12 protein-coding genes, 1 tRNA gene and 4 pseudogenes are annotated in these 15,689 nt (G+C 70.0%); 9 read left to right on the forward strand and 8 right to left on the reverse strand.

The annotated features are described in order from the left end of the window. Positions 1–10 precede the first annotated feature (10 nt). The 3 genes from STRTUCAR8_RS28330 to STRTUCAR8_RS28340 form a co-directional block, all read right to left on the reverse strand. On the reverse strand, positions 11–739 hold the full coding sequence (locus tag STRTUCAR8_RS28330; protein ID WP_006379528.1) for a dienelactone hydrolase family protein: 729 nt from the start codon (positions 737–739) through the stop codon (positions 11–13). Between the two features lie 233 nt (positions 740–972). Beyond that, a complete protein-coding gene (locus STRTUCAR8_RS28335; RefSeq protein WP_006379518.1) occupies positions 973–1,254 on the reverse strand; it encodes a twin-arginine translocase TatA/TatE family subunit in 282 nt (93 codons plus the stop codon). 54 nt (positions 1,255–1,308) lie between these two features. Continuing rightward, entirely contained in the window at positions 1,309–1,884 is a 576-nt protein-coding gene (locus tag STRTUCAR8_RS28340; protein WP_006379526.1) for a TerD family protein, read from the reverse strand. 156 nt (positions 1,885–2,040) lie between these two features. On the opposite strand from STRTUCAR8_RS28340, the gene STRTUCAR8_RS28345 reads away from it, so the two are divergent. Both STRTUCAR8_RS28345 and STRTUCAR8_RS28350 read left to right on the forward strand, forming a co-directional pair. Next, positions 2,041–2,430 carry a BlaI/MecI/CopY family transcriptional regulator gene (locus STRTUCAR8_RS28345; RefSeq protein WP_044473040.1) on the forward strand — a complete coding sequence of 130 codons (390 nt, stop codon included), beginning with the start codon at positions 2,041–2,043 and terminating at the stop codon, positions 2,428–2,430. Between the two features lie 6 nt (positions 2,431–2,436). Then, a complete protein-coding gene (locus STRTUCAR8_RS28350) occupies positions 2,437–3,375 on the forward strand; it encodes a M56 family metallopeptidase (RefSeq protein ID WP_006379524.1) in 939 nt (312 codons plus the stop codon). Between the two features lie 58 nt (positions 3,376–3,433). Here STRTUCAR8_RS28350 and STRTUCAR8_RS50335 read toward each other — a convergent pair. Continuing rightward, positions 3,434–3,674 (reverse strand): annotated as a pseudogene (locus STRTUCAR8_RS50335) (TerB family tellurite resistance protein); the annotation flags it as partial. Positions 3,675–3,950: 276 nt separating this feature from the next. Between STRTUCAR8_RS50335 and STRTUCAR8_RS28360 the strand changes: the two are divergent. The 3 genes from STRTUCAR8_RS28360 (at position 3,951) to STRTUCAR8_RS28370 (ending at position 7,852) form a co-directional block, all read left to right on the forward strand. Next, positions 3,951–5,288: a hemolysin family protein gene (locus STRTUCAR8_RS28360; protein ID WP_006379530.1), complete on the forward strand. Its 1,338-nt coding sequence runs from the start codon at positions 3,951–3,953 to the stop codon at positions 5,286–5,288. Beyond that, entirely contained in the window at positions 5,285–6,304 is a 1,020-nt protein-coding gene (locus STRTUCAR8_RS28365; protein WP_006379522.1) for a hemolysin family protein, read from the forward strand. The genes STRTUCAR8_RS28360 and STRTUCAR8_RS28365 overlap by 4 nt, the downstream gene beginning before the upstream one ends. 108 nt (positions 6,305–6,412) lie before the next feature. Further along, positions 6,413–7,852 (forward strand): ATP-binding protein, encoded by a 1,440-nt coding sequence (locus tag STRTUCAR8_RS28370; protein WP_006379523.1) that lies wholly within the window; start codon positions 6,413–6,415, stop codon positions 7,850–7,852. Between the two features lie 158 nt (positions 7,853–8,010). On the opposite strand, the pseudogene STRTUCAR8_RS28375 reads toward STRTUCAR8_RS28370, so the two are convergent. The 4 genes and pseudogenes from STRTUCAR8_RS28375 to STRTUCAR8_RS28380 form a co-directional block, all read right to left on the reverse strand. Next, positions 8,011–8,698, reverse strand: a pseudogene (locus STRTUCAR8_RS28375) (exonuclease domain-containing protein); the annotation flags it as partial. A gap of 159 nt (positions 8,699–8,857) precedes the next feature. Continuing rightward, positions 8,858–9,055, reverse strand: a pseudogene (locus STRTUCAR8_RS54560) (hypothetical protein); the annotation flags it as partial. A gap of 864 nt (positions 9,056–9,919) precedes the next feature. After that, on the reverse strand, positions 9,920–10,042 hold the full coding sequence (locus STRTUCAR8_RS55195) for a hypothetical protein (protein ID WP_006379529.1): 123 nt from the start codon (positions 10,040–10,042) through the stop codon (positions 9,920–9,922). Positions 10,043–10,194: 152 nt separating this feature from the next. After that, a tRNA-Arg gene (locus tag STRTUCAR8_RS28380) sits at positions 10,195–10,267 on the reverse strand. Between the two features lie 323 nt (positions 10,268–10,590). Between STRTUCAR8_RS28380 and STRTUCAR8_RS28385 the strand changes: the two genes are divergently transcribed. The 4 genes and pseudogenes from STRTUCAR8_RS28385 to STRTUCAR8_RS28400 all read left to right on the forward strand — a co-directional run. Beyond that, positions 10,591–12,210, forward strand: a complete 1,620-nt coding sequence (locus tag STRTUCAR8_RS28385) for a dynamin family protein (protein ID WP_044473042.1) — start codon at positions 10,591–10,593, stop codon at positions 12,208–12,210. A gap of 5 nt (positions 12,211–12,215) precedes the next feature. Next, positions 12,216–14,330, forward strand: a complete 2,115-nt coding sequence (locus STRTUCAR8_RS28390) for a YfjP family GTPase (RefSeq protein WP_006379527.1) — start codon at positions 12,216–12,218, stop codon at positions 14,328–14,330. Positions 14,331–14,697: 367 nt separating this feature from the next. Beyond that, positions 14,698–15,171 (forward strand): single-stranded DNA-binding protein, encoded by a 474-nt coding sequence (locus tag STRTUCAR8_RS28395; RefSeq protein ID WP_044473043.1) that lies wholly within the window; start codon positions 14,698–14,700, stop codon positions 15,169–15,171. Between the two features lie 233 nt (positions 15,172–15,404). Then, a pseudogene (locus STRTUCAR8_RS28400) lies at positions 15,405–15,689 on the forward strand (peptidase); the annotation flags it as partial.

Below are 15,689 nucleotides of genomic sequence, written 5' to 3' on the forward strand. Positions count from 1 at the left end.
TCGGCCGGTGTCAGCGCAGGTGCCGGGTGAGGAACTGGGCCGCGGTGTCTCCCGCGAACTCAGGTACGCCGCTGTGCCCGCCGAGATTGGCGTGCAGGGACTTCTCCTTGGAGCCGAAGGCGTCGAACAGGTCCAGGGCCGCCTGGCGGTCGTTGCCTTCGTCGTCCCACTGCAGCAGGACATGCAGCGGAACGGTGACCTGCCGGGCCTCCTCGAACATGACGCGAGGCACGAAACTCCCGGCGAACAGAACGGCCGCCGAGACGCGCGGCTCGACCACTGCCAGCCGGATGCCGACGGAGATCACTCCGCCCGAGTACCCGACCGGGCCGCAGATCTCGGGCAGAGAGAGGAGTGCGTCCAGGGCGGTCTGCCATTCCGGTACGGCCTTTTCGACCAGCGGGAGGACGAGGGCGTCGACGATCTCGTCGCTCACCCGCTCGCCGGCCTCCATCGCCCGGCGCAGGTCGGCGCGGGCCTGCTCGGCGGCGGGCCAACTGGGCCGGTCTCCGCTTCCGGGGAGTTCGATGGTCGCCGCGGCGAAGCCGTCCGCCGCGGCTTGCCGGGCGCGGGCCGCCAGCCGGGGGTACATCTTGCGCAGCCCGAGGGGAGGGTGGCCGAGCAGGATCAGCGGCGCGGGTGCGGAGCCGGGCGTCCACAGGATGCCGGGAATCTCGCCGAGGGTGAATTCGCGTTCGAGGACACCGTCGTCGAGACGCTGTTCGGAAGTGAATCGCATGGTCGTGCCTTTCGGGAGTTCGCTTGAACGGCGCTCCCGGACGACGACCTATCGCCCGACCGTGACCCCGGAGGGGAGCACCCATGTCGATACAGCGTTCACGGGTACCACCTCCTCGTTCTCTCGCACGGCCACCGGGAAAGGTAGCAGCGGCCACCATGGCCCGCCAACGGGTTTTCAGACCTCACCGCAGCCGAACAGCCGAACAGCCGAACAGCCGAACAGCGGAGCCCTCAGATGTTGCGCGGCTGCGCGCTGCGCCCTTCGTCCGGGCGCCCGGGTTCCGCGGCCGTCGGCGTGCCGGTGCCCGGAGTGACCGTCTCACCCCGGATGACACGGGGAGCCGAGCCCGTCTCCGACCCCTCTTCCTTCTCGTCGGCCTTCGCGGCACGTGCCTCGGCCTTGAGGATCCGGGCCGACTTGCCTGCTGAGCGCGCCAGTTCAGGGAGTTTCTTCGCGGCGAGGACGGCTATGACGACGATGAGGACGACTGCCAGTTCGCTCAGTCCGAACACGGAGGTTCCTGTTCCTGGGAAGGGCCGGAGGCCGGCGGCGGGTGTCGGCCCCGGTCAGATGCTGACGCCGAAGTCGGAGGCGATCCCGGCCAGTCCGGAGGCGTACCCCTGGCCGACCGCGCGGAACTTCCACTCGGCACCGTTGCGGTACAGCTCGCCGAAGACCATCGCGGTCTCGGAGGACGCGTCCTCGGACAGGTCGTAACGCGCGATCTCCTGTCCGCCCGCCTGGTTGACGACCCGGATGAAGGCACCCCTGACCTGGCCGAAGCTCTGGCCGCGGTTGTCGGCGTCGTGGATGGAGACCGGGAAGACGATCCGGTCGACCTCGGCGGGTACGCCCGCCAGGTTCACCTTGATCGACTCGTCGTCGCCCTCGCCCTCGCCCGTGAGGTTGTCCCCCGTGTGCTCGACGGACCCGTCCGGGCTGGTGAGGTTGTTGTAGAAGACGAAGTGCCGGTCCGAGAGGACCTTGCCGGAGGCGTCCAGGAGCAGCGCGGAGGCGTCGAGGTCGAAGTCGGTTCCGGTCGTCGTCCGGACGTCCCAGCCCAGGCCGACCAGTACGGCGGTCAAGCCCGGAGCCTCCTTGTTGAGCGAGACGTTGCCGCCCTTGGACAGGGAAACTCCCATGGTTTTCCTCCTGGTTGAGATCCTGGGGCGCGGTTGCACCGGAACGCAATCTACATCACTGTAGAAATAGTGCGAGGTGTGATTGCGGGTGCGCGGCCCCGGGTGTCCTTACGATGAGCGCCCGTGAAGTACGCGGCAGCGGAAGGGAGACAGGGCGTGACGAATCACCGGCAGCCTCCCCGGCGACGGGGACAGGGTGAACTGGAGGCGCTGGTGCTGTCCGCGCTGCGGGAGGCGGACGGACCGGCGACGGCGGGCTGGGTGCGGGAGCGCCTGGGCAGTGGCCTCGCCTATACGACCGTCATCACGATCCTCACGCGCCTGCTGACCAAGGGAGCGGTCACCCGCGAACGGGCCGGCCGGTCCTTCGCCTGGCTGCCCGTGGCGGACCAAGCAGGCCTGGCCGCCCACAAGATGCGCCGGGTGCTGGACAACGAGGGAGACAGACAGGCCGTGCTGGCGAGTTTCGTCACCGGTCTCGGTCCCGACGACGAGCGCCTGCTGCGCGAACTTCTGGGCCGGTCCGGCGACAGCCGGGGAGACTGACACTTCATGGGGGTCTTCGTCTTTCTGCCGTTGGTGCTGCCGCTGACGGCATGGCCGGTCGCCCGCCTCGCCGAGCAGCATCTCCATCCCCGTACCGCGACCCGGCTGCTGACCGGAGTGGCCACGGTGATGGCCGTGTGCAGCACGGTGTGCCTGGCACTGCTCATGGTGGTCGGCACCGCTCAACTCCCCGGCAACCCGCTGCCGGACGGCTGGTCGGACCCCGAGGTGCGCGAGGCCGTCCCCTACGACGAGGTCGTCGGCAAGGCCGCCATCCCCGCCCTGTGTGTGGTGGCTCTGGCCTGCACCCGGACGCTCTGGCGGCACTCCCGGACCCGCCGCCTCGGGCACCGGGCTCTTGCCGGACTGCCGGCCACGGAGGTCGCGGTCCTGCCCGACACGGCTCCCTACGCGTACGCACTGCCCGGCGGCGGTCGCGACCGCATCGTCGTGACCACCGCCCTGCTCGACTCCCTGGAACCGGCCGAGCGCCGAGCCCTGTTCGCCCACGAGCGCGCCCACCTCGCCGCCCGTCACCACCGTCACCTGCTCGCCGTACGACTGGCCGCCCGGGCCAACCCGTTCCTGCAGCCACTGCGTACGGCCGTGTCGTACACGGCGGAGCGATGGGCCGACGAGGACGCGGCGCACGTGGTCGGCAGCCGTCGGACCGTGGCGCGGGCGATCGGCAAGGCCGCGCTGCTCTCCGCCTCCCGTGGCACACCCCTGTCCCCGCTCGCCGGCTTCGCCGCGCCGGGGCCGGTGCCGCGCAGGGTGGCGGCCCTGCTCGGACCCGCACCGGTGGGGCGCCGCTGGCCGTCGGTGTTCACCACGGTCGGCCTGGCGACCTGGGCTGCGGCGGCGGGTACGGCCGTCTCGGCGATGTCGTCCGCGAACTCCGCCGTGACCATGATCTTCATCCTCCACGCGGCCACGCCCCTCTGACCCGCCGGGTGCGGTCCGCGCCAGTCGCAGGCCGCTCAAAAGCCGATCAGAGGCCGAATCAGAGGTCGAACTCGTGCGGCGGCAGGTCCAGGGTGAAGCACGCCTCGTGTACGACGGCCTGCTCGGCCTTGTCGAAGCCGCCGACCGCGCCACCGATGACGATGCCGATCCGGATGACGGCACGGGGCCTCGGCCGGCTTCTTCTTGGCCTTGGCGCCCTCCGGGAGCACGCTCACCTTGCCGAACGCGAAGTCGGCGGGCAGCTTGTCGAGGTTCTCGGCGAAGCGCCGCTGGAGATCCGTTCGTACGTTCGCTCATGGCCCAGCCTCGCGATTCCTTTACAGTGGGTGTAGAAGCAGGGAGACGTGACGAGCGGTACACGGGTGCCCGGTCCCGCCGTGGGCCGGGGAACGTGGACGTGGTCAGAATCGTTGCCAAGGTGAACGTTCTAGTGAAGGAGCATCCTTGTCCGCCAGTTCGACGGACTCCGCGGGGCACGATCCCCGGCCACCCTCCCGCCAGGTCTCTCCTGAGCACGGCACGCGGTGGGGTGTCCACTCCGGGCTGAGGCGTCGATGAGCGCCCTGGAAGCCTGGCTCGGCCTGCTCGCCGTGCTGCTGCTGACCGTGGGCACCGGCTATTTCGTCGCCCAGGAATTCGCGTACGTGTCCGTCGACCGGCTCGCCCTGACCCGTGCGGCCGAGGCCGGTGACCGGAGGGCCGCCCGCGCACTGAAGGTCCTGGAACGCCTGTCCTTCATGCTGTCCGGCGCCCAGCTCGGTATCACCGTCACCGGCCTGGTCGTCGGTTTCATCGCCGAGCCGTCGGTGTCCGCGCTGATCGAGCCCGTCCTGACCGGAATCGGTGTCCCGGACGGGGCGGTCGGCGGAATCTCCGTCGTGCTCGCCTTCGTCCTGGCCACGGTCGTACAGATGGTGATCGGCGAACTGGCACCGAAAAACCTGGCCATCGCCGTCCCCGAACGGCTGGCGAAGTCGCTGGCCGCCTCCACACTGGCGTATCTGAAGATCGTCGGCCCGCTCGTGCGCGTTTTCGACGGCGCGGCCAACACGCTCCTGCGCAAGGTCGGCATCGAGCCGGTCGAGGAACTCCACCACGGCGCCACCCTGGAGGAACTCGGCCACCTGATCGGCGAGTCCCACGAGCAGGGCCAACTGCCCAAGGGCACCGCCGCACTTCTCGACCACGCCCTGGAGTTCTCCGATCGCACCCTGGACGAAGTGATGGTCCCGCGCGTGGAGACGGTTTTCGTCCGCGACGACGCGAGCCTCGCCGAGGCGGTCGAGCTGATCTCCAAGCACGGCCACTCCAACTATCCCGTCCTGGGCGATCATCCGGACGACGTCAGCGGAGTGCTCGGCGTCCGGGAGCTCATGGCCCTGCCCGCCGACGGCTTCACGGTCACCACGGCGGCCCAGGCGGCCCGACGGCCCCTCCTGCTGCCGGACACGCTCCCCCTGCCGGACGCGGTGGAGCAGATGCGGTCCCAGGGCGACGAGTTCGCGGTCGTCCTGGACGAACACGGCGGGGTGGCGGGCATCGTCACGTACGAGGACATCGCCGAGGAGCTGGTGGGTGACATCGCCGACGAGTCCGACCTCATCACCGAGATCGCGGTCGCGGACGGCGACGGCTGGCTGGTGGACGCGGGCCGCCGCCTGGACGAGGTGGCCGAGGCCACCGGCGTCGACCTGCCCGCGGACGAGGGCTACGACACCGTGGCCGGCCTGATCGTCGACCGGCTGGGCCGCTTCCCGACCATCGGGGACACCCTCACGGTCGACCTGCCCGGCGGGGGCCGCGCACTGATCGACGTACGCACCCTCGACCGGCACGTGCCGGACCGCGTGCGCATGGAACGGCCGGCCGAGCAGACGGAGGAGCAGGCATGAGTTTCCCGATGGCGCTCTTCGTCACCGTCCTGCTGCTCATCGGCAGCGGGTTCTTCGTCGCCGCCGAGTTCGCCCTCGTCGCCGCGAAACGGCACCGCATGGAGAAGGCCGCCGCCGAGGGACAGCGCGGCGCGGGCGCGGCCCTGGCCGGTATGCGCGAGCTGTCGTTGATGCTGGCCGGTGCCCAACTGGGCATCACCGTCTGCACACTGGGCCTGGGCTCGCTGTCCAAGCCCGCGATCTCCCACGAACTCGACCCGCTGCTGCACGACCTGGGCCTGCCCAGCGCGCTCAGTTACGGAGTCGCGTTCGCCGTGGCGATGATCGTCGTCGTGTTCCTGCACATGGTGGTCGGCGAGATGGCCCCCAAGTCCTGGGCGATCGCACACCCCGAGCGTTCGGCGATGCTGCTCTCCCCGCCCTTCCGGGCCGTGGTCAAGGTGGTGCGCCCGCTGATCGCGGTGCTCAACCGGATCAGCAACGCGCTCGTACGACTGTGCGCGGTCACCCCGCGCGACGAGCTGACCTCCGTCCACAACCGCGAGCAGCTCACCCACCTCGTCGAGGAGTCCGAACGGCTGGGCCTGATCAGCAAGGACGACTCCGAGCTGATCACCAACTCGCTCACCGAGCCCCAGACACCGGTCGGCGAACTCCAGGTGCCCGTCGAGCGGATCATCTCGGTGCCGGCCGAGGCGGACGTGGCGGAGATCCTCGCCCTCGCGGCCGAGCACGACCGCAGCCGCCTGCTGGTGCGCGACGGCGAGACGGTCGTCGGCTCCGTCCACGCCCGCGACGCCCTGGTCGCCAGAGCCCGGCACCGAGCTGTCACCGCCCGGCATCTGGCGCGCCCGGTACCCGAACTGACCTCACGGAACACCGTCGGCGACGCCATCGAACAACTACGCCGCCGCCGCGCCTCACTGGCCGTCGTCCGCGACGACACGGGCAGACTCACAGGACTGGTCACCCTGGACGACCTACTCGCACGGCTCCTGCACCCGCAGGTGTCCTGAGTCGGCCGATGGGGGACAGGCGTCAGGAGTTCCCGTACGGACACCCTCTGTAAAGTAAGGTTCAATCTACGTAAGATGTAATCTACGTTTATTGTCCAGGGGTGCGCGATGGAGTTCCAGGGCCGGGCCGAAGATCTCGCACTGCTGGCTGACCAGTACCTGGCGGTGGCGGAGGGCGTCGGGGCCACTCGGGGGCGGGCTCTGACCGTGATGGGCCGGCGCCGCGTGGGGAAGTCGCGCCTGGTCCAGGAGTTCTGCGACCGCTCGGGAGCGCCGTATGTGGTGTTCCAGGCCACCCGGGGGCGTAACCCTGTGGCGGAGCGTGCCGACTTCGCGGCGGCCCTCGCGCAGTCACTGCTGCCGAGGGCCGAACTGGTGGCCGGGCTGCAGGCGCAGGACTGGAACCAGGCCCTGCGCTCGCTGGCGCTGGCGGTTCCCGACGACTCCCCCAGCATCGCCGTGATCGACGAGGTGCCCTGGCTGGTCGAGCAGGACAAGGAATTCGAGGGCGCGCTTCAGACCGTCTGGGACCGCCATCTCTCGTCCAAGCCCGTGCTCCTGCTGCTGGTCGGTAGTGATGCGTCGGTGATGGAGGCTCTGCAGTCATACGGGCGCCCGTTTTTCGGCCGGGCGGCGAAAATGACCGTCCATCCCCTGAATCTGGCCGACGTACAGGCCATGACCGGACTCGACGCGGCAGGGGCCGTCGATGCCCAGCTGATCACTGGTGGATTCCCCGAGGTCGTCCAGTCCTGGCGCCCGGGAACGGACCGTACGGCCTTCCTGCAGTCGGCGGTCGCCAATCCCCTCTCCCCCCTGCTGATGGCAGGCGAACTGTCCTTGCTGGGCGAATTCCCCGAGGCTTCGCACGCACGGGCCGTGCTCGAAGCGGTCGGCAGCGGTGAGCGTACGTTCAGCGCCATCGCGGCCCAGGCCGGCGGCGCCGGCGCGCTCCCGTCCGGCACGCTCTCCCCGCTGCTGGCCATGCTGCAGGCCAAGCGAGTCCTGGCCGCCGACCTCCCGCTGTCCGCCAAGCCGGACAGCAAGAACAAGCGCTATCGGATCGCCGACTCGTATCTGCGGTTCTGGCTGGCGTTCCTGGCACGCGCGATCCCACTAGTCGAACGAGGCCGAGGTGACGTGGCACTGGAACGCATCGAGCGCTCATGGACCACATGGCGCGGCAGGGCGGTCGAGCCGCTGATCCGCGAGTCCTTGTTGCGCCTGATGCCCAATGACGACTGGCCGGGGACCGAGGCCGTCGGCGGCTGGTGGAACCGTCAGAACAACCCCGAGATCGACCTCATCGGCGCCGATCGCGAACCGGTGGCCCGGCACGTGCACTTCGTCGGCTCGGTCAAATGGCTGGAGACCCAGCCCTTCGGTGCCCATGAATACGATGCGCTGGTACGCGACATGCTCGCTGTCCCCGGCACCGACGAGCGCACACCCCTGGTCGCCGTCTCCCGCTGCGGGGTGGCCGCCGACCTACCACTGGCCGCGCACTGGGGCCCGGCCGACCTCGTACGGGCGTGGCAACCCCGCTAGTCCCGCAAACCGAGGTCTCTCCCGCATCGCGAGTACCTCTGGTCCAGGATCAGTGGGAAGCGCTGAACCCCGGACGAGCGGCGCCTTCGGCACGCATTCGGCAGAGGGGCGGGCGAAGCGTGTCGGCTGAAGACACCCGACCGGGGTATCCGCCTGAACATGCTTGCCAGCAGCGGCCCGCCGGGTGTCATCCGCCCCGGGATTGCGGAAGGCGCAAAGCGTCTTGGGCGGCTTCGGGGTGAACTGCGATTCCGCCCGGGGCGGGCAGGCCACCAGCGGCAAGGGCAGATCGAGCCGCGCCGCCTCGCGCAGCGAAGCCCGAAGGATCCCGGCAAGCACCCGGGTGTCGTCAAGCGCATCATGGGCGCGTTGCTGCGGTACGCCGTAGTGGGCGGCGAGCGTGCCCAACTTCATGTTGTCCGTCGGCGGATCTACCTGACGATTCAAAGCCAGGGTGCAGAGCCGCTGGGACACCGGCAGCCACATTCGCACGCGGGCGAACTCGTGGGCCAGGAAGTCGTAGTCGAACTGGGCGTTGTGGGCGACCAGGACTCGGTCCTGGAGCATCGCTCCGATCCGCCCGGCGACCTGATCGAAGGCAGGCGCACCCTTCAATTGCTCGACGGTCAGCCCGTGCACATCCACCGGTCCCGGGTCGCATCCTGGGTTGAGCAGCGTGGAGAACTCCCCGGTCTGCTCGCCGTCCGGCCCGATGGTCATGACGGCGACGGACAGCACCCGGTCCCTCCGGGCTATGAGTCCGGAGGTCTCCACGTCGACCAAGGCCCAGTCGCGGGTGTAGTCACCCGTGGCGGGTACGTCGAAGGAGGTGGAGGTGAGACTCATGGCACCAAGGATGATCCGATATGCGGCTCTCCTTCAACCTGCATGCCTTTTGGCCCCGTTGCGGAAGGACGTGAGGGCCTGACGACCGCAGAGATACCGCACCGGAACGCGGGAGGATTTTCGGGAAGGACACCCGCAAAAACCCGTGCGGAACCGCCCTCAATCGACTGCCGCCCTTGTCGTGACGAGTCGGTTCAGCTTGCGCGGCTGCGACAGAGTACTCGCCGTCATGTCTCTGACCGGCACAAATACCCTCCCAGGGGCCCCGATGTCCGCTGTCTCCGCGGGCCGCCCCTCGTCGCTGTAGTGCGTCCACCGAATGTGTGTGACGAGCGCGCCCTTCTGGTGCCCTGGCAGCAGGCGTGTTGAAGTCCTCGCCCCTTCAGCGTTGGCGTCAGGGCCCCAGTCACCTACCGGCCCGTGCGTACGAACATGCTCCGCCATCCGCAACCGGGCTGCGTACACCCCGAGCCCGGACATGGAACCCGGTAACCCGCCGTCCGTTCGATGGTGTCGTTGGGCGGGCCGGCACTCATTTCACGGTGGTGTTGCTGCAGGTGGGTGAGGGCTGAGCCCTCGATGGGGATAAACAGCCCGCATCGCCTGGCGGTCATCCTCGGGTGGTGTTCCAAGTAGCCGGGGGCTGCTGAGCTGGGGTTTCCGAGTGAGATGCGGGCCTTCTGAACTCAGCCGACGACATTTAGCCACGATGCCGGGTGCGTCGATCGACCCGGTACGGGTGTGCCTTGCTATACCCCCGATCGGCCTCGACCACGCTGCCGCCGGTGCCCTCCAGGGGTGCCCGCCCATTCGCGGAACCGTAAGCGGTGTGGTCGATGTCGTGTCATGGCATGGACATAGCCAAGTCGAGACCCGACTCATGCCTCCCCTGGGCAGCCTCCGCACTGTTCGGAGCCGCTGTCGGCTGCGGCGCCTGGTCTCTGACCGTCTGGGCGCGCGCGTACTGTGACGCGGGCTACGACGCCGGCGGACGCTTTGAACTCAACTTCCTGCTTCCTCTCGCAGTGGGAGCCGAAGCGCTCGTCGGGCTTCTGGCGTGGGCCATCGGTCAACGCCTGGTGCGCCGCCCGCGGACGGTCGTTCGTGTCTCGCTGTCGATGTTGCTGGTCGTTGTTGCGACGGTGGGGCCGGCGTGGTGGCTCTTCGCGAGCAGAGGGACGCTGGACGGCTATCCGGGCGACTCCGGCCTCTGCCCTGCGACTAACGTCCCTCCACAGTGGCCTGGCTGGATTCCTGCTTGATCAGCCACAACCGGACTCCGGTGGCCTCGGCCTCCCCGAACTGCCCGAGCTGGTTGAGGATTCTCGCCGAGAACTTCGACACGTATTCGACACGGCCACCCGCGAAAACCCGGTGACAGCCGGACAGCCCGGAACCTGCCCCGTGATTGTCGGGGGAGTGTCCGGGGCTGGGGCGTGCGAGTGAAACCCGCTGTGACCAGCAAAAAGGCCCTCCCGAGGGAGGGCTGAGACGTGCGCCCCCGGCAGGACTCGAACCTGCGGCCAAGCGCTTAGAAGGCGCCTGCTCTATCCACTGAGCTACGGGGGCCGGGTGTGGTGGCCTCGGTCGTGGTGGGCCCGGGTGTGGGCTGGTCCTTGACGTTGCCGGGGACAAGGATAGGGCTCCTGCGGCCTTGTCCTGGTTGCTTCACCTCCGTGGCTCAATGTGGAGGTTCAGTGAAGCGGTCCTGATAATCGCAGGCAGGTACGAATCGTGCACCGCTTTTGCCGTCTCGCGCATCGGGTGTTGTGCACTCGTTATGCCTGGACTGCGCCTACGTCCTAGTCGTCCCTTCCGTCCCTTGTGTTCTGTCGGCGCGCAGACATGCTCATATGCTTCAGAATTCCCCTAAAATTGGGCATTCTTCACATGTGGTGACCTTGGACGTACGGCCTCAGCTGCTCGACGCACTCTCCGCCCTGCGCGACCGTGTCGCCGCCGCACGCTTCCCGCTGCCCCTGCCGGGAGCGCCACGCGCGCGTGCCAACCGCGACGAACTGCTCGCGCAACTCGACGACTACTTGGTGCCCCGACTGAGGGAACCTGAAGCGCCCTTGCTCGCCGTTGTGGGCGGGTCCACAGGGGCCGGCAAGTCGACCCTCGTCAACTCCCTTGTGGGGCGCCGGGTCAGCGAGGCCGGCGTACTGCGGCCCACGACCCGGACACCGGTGCTGGTCTGCCATCCCGAGGACCATCACTGGTTCAGCGGGATGCGCGTACTGCCCGACCTCACGCGTGTGTGGATGCCCCAACACGAGCCGGGGCAGGACTCCGGCGACGATCTGCTGCTCCCCGGCGAGGACGGGGCCCGGGTCCTGCGGATCGAGACCGCCGAGAGCCTGCCGCGCGGACTAGCCCTCCTCGACGCCCCCGACGTGGACTCCCTCGTCGCCGACAACCGCGTTCTCGCCGCCGAACTGATCTGCGCCGCCGACATCTGGATCATGGTCACCACGGCTGCCCGGTACGCCGACGCCGTCCCCTGGCATCTTCTGCGCACCGCCAAGGACTATCAGGCCTCTCTGGTCACCGTCCTCGACCGGGTACCCCACCAGGTGGTGTCCGAGGTGTCCCGGCAGTACGGCGCCCTCCTCACCAAGGCCGGCCTCGGCGACGTACCGCGCTTCACCGTGCCCGAACTGCCCGAGTCCGCCTGGGGCGGAGGACTTCTTCCGGCCACGGCGGTGGCGCCGCTGCGCGCCTGGCTCACCCAGCAGGCGCAGGACCCCGCCAGCCGCCAGCAGGCCATGGCCCGTACGGCGTACGGCGTCCTCGACTCCCTCAAGTCCCGCATGCCCGAGCTGGCCGGTGCCGCCGCCGCGCAGTACTCGGCCTCCCTGCGGCTCACCGCAGCCGTCGACGGGGCCTACGACAGCGAGCACGCGCGCGTGCGGGGGCGATTGCAGGCCGGCGCGGTCCTCGCCGGGGACGCGTTGAAGCGGTGGCGCGCCTTCCCGCTCGACTGCTCCGCGGGCGAACTCCTCGACGCCCTGGTGGAGAGCCTCTGCGCCCTCCTGCTCTGCTCCGTCACCGCCGCCGACGAACGCGTGGACGACGCCTGGCGGCGCGAACCCGCCGCCGACGCCCCGGGGCTGACGGGGCGCGACCCGTCCCAGGAGAGCGTCGAACACCGCGTCGGGATGGCCGTACGGCGATGGCGGCGCGAGCTGGAGGAGTACGCCGAGGAGGAGCTGCGCGACCTCGACCGGAGTGGCGCCCCGGACGTCGAGGCGGTCGCCGCGCTGGTCGCCACCGCGCTGCTGGGCGGCCGACGGGCCCGGTCCGCCGGCGAGGGGCTCGCCGAGCGCATCGGTGCCCACGGCGCCCTGCGACTGCGCGACCGCGGCGGACGGCTGCTCGCCGATCACTTGGACCGGGTCATGCACACCGAACGCGAGCGCCGCCTCGCCCCGCTCGACGCACTCGACGTCCATCCGGAGCCCCAGGCCGAACTCATCGCCGCGCTGTCCGTACTGCAGAAGGAGAGGTGACCGCGGTGACCGCCGTCACTGACCACGACCACCACGACGCCTCGGCCGAAAACGCGCCTCCACAGGAGAGCCTTTCCGACACCGACAAGGCCGAGAACAGCGAGAACAACGCGAAGAACGAGAACAACGAGAACGACGACGCGAAGGAAGAGGTGAAGCAGAAGCAGGGCGAAAAGGAGGACAGCGCGGAGAAGGGCAGCGAGGGTGGGGCGCCCGAAAGCGACGCCCCCGGGGAGGCCACTTCCGCCAATGGTGACGGCGATTGCGACGGCGCTTCTGACCCCACCCCCACACCCCCTCCCACTCCCACATCCGCCTCCTCCTCCAGCTCTCCCTCCCCCCACAAGCGCCCCCCTGAGGACACTCCCAAGAACACCCGCACGGAACCCCGCACTGACCCCGAGCCCTCCGGCGCCTGGGACGACGGTCTGATCGCTCGCCGCGTGTCCGAGACGGACCCCCCTCCCGCGCGCGAGACGGTCGTCGAGGCGCGGGTTTCCAGCAGCGTCCCCCAGCCCGTGATGCCCCTGGCGTACGACGGGCCGCTGCGTTCCCGGCTCGACGCGCTCCGTGAGCTGGTGGGGCTGTCACGTACCCGGTTGGACAGCAGAACCCTCGCCGAGGCCGGCCGGGTGCTCGACGAGGCGGCGGCCCGGCGCAGGCTCTCCGGGCAGCACACCGTCGTCGCCATCGCGGGCGCCACCGGCAGCGGCAAGTCCCAGCTGTTCAACGCCCTCGCCGGAGTGGCCATCTCGGAGACAGGAGTACGCCGGCCGACCACCAGCGCGCCCATCGCCTGCAGCTGGAGTGACGGCGCGGCCACCCTCATCGACCGGCTCGGCATCCCCGGACGTCTGCGTCGGCGCCCCCTGCAGAGCGCGGAGGCGGAGGCGCAGCTGCGCGGGCTGGTCCTGATCGATCTGCCCGACCACGACTCGGCGGCCGTTCAGCACCGCGAACAGGTGGACCGCGTACTGGCCCTGGTCGACGCGGTCATCTGGGTCGTCGACCCGGAGAAGTACGCGGACGCCGTGCTCCACGAGCGCTATCTGCGGCCCATGGCCGGGCACGCGGAGGTCATGTTCGTCGTGCTCAACCAGGTGGACCGTCTCCCCGGGGAGGCCGCCCACCAGGTCCTCGACGATCTGCGGCGGCTGCTGGACGAGGACGGCATCGCCCTGGGGGAGTACGGCGAACCGGGCGCCACCGTACTGGCGCTGTCCGCGCTCACCGGGCACGGCATCGGCGAACTGCGCGAGGCGCTCGGACAGTTCGTGGGCGAGCGCGGGGCCGCGGCACGCCGGATCTCGGCCGACCTCGACGCCGCCGCGTGGCAGCTGCGGCCCGTCTACGCCACCGGTCGGCGCGCCGGGCTGAGCGAACGGGCCCGAGACGAGTTCTCCGACCGGCTAGCCGACGCGGTGGGCGCCACCGCCGCAGGTCAGGCCGCCGAACGGGTATGGCTGCGCAACGCCAACCGCGCCTGCGGCACCCCGTGGCTGCGGCTGTGGCGGTGGTGCCAGGACATGCGCGAACCCTCCACCGGCCGTTTCGCCGTACGGGAGCAGCCGGACGAGGAGGCCACGGCCCGTCAGCGGGTCGAGCAGGCGGTCCGTACGGTCGCGGAGCGGGCGTCGGCCGGACTTCCCGCGCCGTGGGCGCTGGCGGTGCGCGAGGCGGCCGTACGGGGGGCGCAGGGACTGTCCGAGGCGTTGGACGAGCTGGCGGCCCGCGCCGGGACGCCCTCGGGACGCCCGCCCCGGCCCGGCTGGTGGCCGGTCGCGGTGCTCGCACAGGCGTCCATGACGATCCTTCAGATCGTGGGCGGGCTGTGGCTGGTGGGCCAGATCGTCGGGGTCATGGCGCCGAACCTGGGCGTGCCGGTGCTGTTGATGTCGGTGGGCATCGTCGGCGGTCCGGGTGTCGAGTGGAGTTGCAGACTGGCGGCTCGCGGCCCGGCCCGCCGGTACGGCCTGGAGGCGGAACGGCGGCTGCGGGAAGCGGCGGCCGGCTGCGGCCGGGCCCGGGTCCTGGATCCGGTGGCGGCGGAACTGCTGCGGTATCGCGAGGTACGGGAGCAGTACGGGCGGGTCACGGGGGCTCGGGCGGTGGTCGGGTGAACGCGGGACGGAAGTTCGACCGGAGAGATCCCGGCCGACGAGCTCTCGACTGGAGGGATCTCGGCTGGAGGGGTGGGGAAACCGGCAGGTCGCAGGGGCTCAGCCCCGGAGGAGTGACGGGCGAACGGGATGGGGGTCCCTCGGTCGGGTGACGGAGTTTTCCACAACCGGCCGGTAGTCCACAGGGCTCAGCGGGCTCGGACCGACGGATGCATTCTGGCTTCGCGGCGATCACGACGGATGTGATCGGCGCGCAGCGGTGACCGAGCAGTTCTCGCGGTCGCCGTGTCGGAGGCAGCCGTACGGGACGGGCCCGTACGGGTATCCGCCCGGCGCGAGTGCGCCGGAGCCGGAAGGGGTGGTTCGCGTGAACGAGACGATGGTGTGCGCGGTGGGCAATGTGGCGACGCAGCCGGTGTACCGGGACCTGGCGTCGGGGGCGTCGGCGAGGTTCCGCCTCGCGGTGACCTCGCGCTACTGGGACCGAGAGAAGAACACGTGGGCGGACGGACACACCAACTTCTTCACGGTGTGGGCGAATCGGGCCCTCGCGACGAATGTCGGGGCGTCGCTGTCGTTGGGTGAACCGGTGATCGTGCAGGGCCGGTTGAAGGTGCGCACGGAGATGCGCGACGGGCAGAGCTGGACGTCGGCGGACATCGACGCCGTGGCGATCGGACACGATCTGGCGCGGGGCACGTCTGCCTTCCGGCGCTCCGCCGGCCCGCTCAAGGGCGAGGCTTCGGGGACGCCACGTCCCGAACCCAGTTGGGAGACACCCGTGGCCGACGAGGGCGGCGGCGGGGCGCAACAACGGCGCGAGCCCGCCGCGGTGACGTGACACCAGACCGCGGTGAGCGTCGGCGCCGACCGAACTGAGGCTTATCGGTGAACTGACCGGCATCCAAATGATCTTGGCGATAACGATTCCGAGTCGGATCGGTTATTCGATGACATGACTGGGAAGTGCGGTCCGCCACGTCCCTAGGATGCCCGGCATAGCTCACGGGGCTTCTGATGCTGCTGGTGGGACCGCACCCCCACGTCAACGGGTCCTGCTCGAAGGGGAATTCTGTGTTTTCTTCGTTCTCCGCGCTGTCCGGGCGCGGGCGAGCGGCGGCGGCCCGGCTCGCCGCCGCGACGATGGTGTCCGGTCTCGCCGTCACCGGCGCGCTGGTCACCGCCGGTACCGCCGTCGCGGACGCGACTCCGCAGCAGCAGGGCGGGGCGACCGCCACCATAGGCGCGCTGAAGACCTACGGCGCGGCCGTCGTCCACGGGGACGACGGCGACCAGCAGCTGTCCGCGGGCCTGTTCGAGATGTCCGTCGACAACGGGGGCACGCTGCAGACGTACTGC

This window comes from Streptomyces turgidiscabies Car8 (genome assembly GCF_000331005.1).
Lineage (GTDB): Bacteria > Actinomycetota > Actinomycetes > Streptomycetales > Streptomycetaceae > Streptomyces > Streptomyces turgidiscabies.